At 54.9% G+C, this 244-nt stretch carries 1 protein-coding gene; it reads left to right on the top strand.

Annotation, left to right across the window (positions count from 1 at the left end; genetic code table 11):
• A partial coding sequence (locus AAEZ05_RS29790; RefSeq protein ID WP_350650240.1) for a polymorphic toxin type 44 domain-containing protein occupies positions 1-232 on the top strand: 232 nt, incomplete at its 5' end.
• Positions 233-244: the final 12 nt, after the last annotated feature.

Here is a 244-nt window from a genome sequence, read left to right as displayed (position 1 = left end):
GCAGGGGCGTCAGTACGAAGCTTTTGGTAACTTCAATTACGGTGCCACAGGCACGGTGCTGGGCATTCCCGAAAATGTGTTGCTGCGAGCCGCCGGTGTGGCTCAAACCGTCGCCAGAACGACTCGTCCGGATTTTGGATCATGGTGGGGCGGTGAGCCTTTTGGTGACGACCCACGGGATCAATATTGGATAAGAAGAGGTATCGAATATGCCATTTCGCAAGGCCACTAAGCGCCTCATACC

It is taken from the genome of Pseudomonas sp. HY13-MNA-CIBAN-0226 (assembly GCF_040310305.1).
In the GTDB taxonomy this organism is placed as follows: domain Bacteria; phylum Pseudomonadota; class Gammaproteobacteria; order Pseudomonadales; family Pseudomonadaceae; genus Aquipseudomonas; species Aquipseudomonas gregormendelii.
The sequence above is the reverse complement of the archived record's forward strand: the minus strand, read 5'-3'. Positions and strand labels throughout refer to the sequence as shown.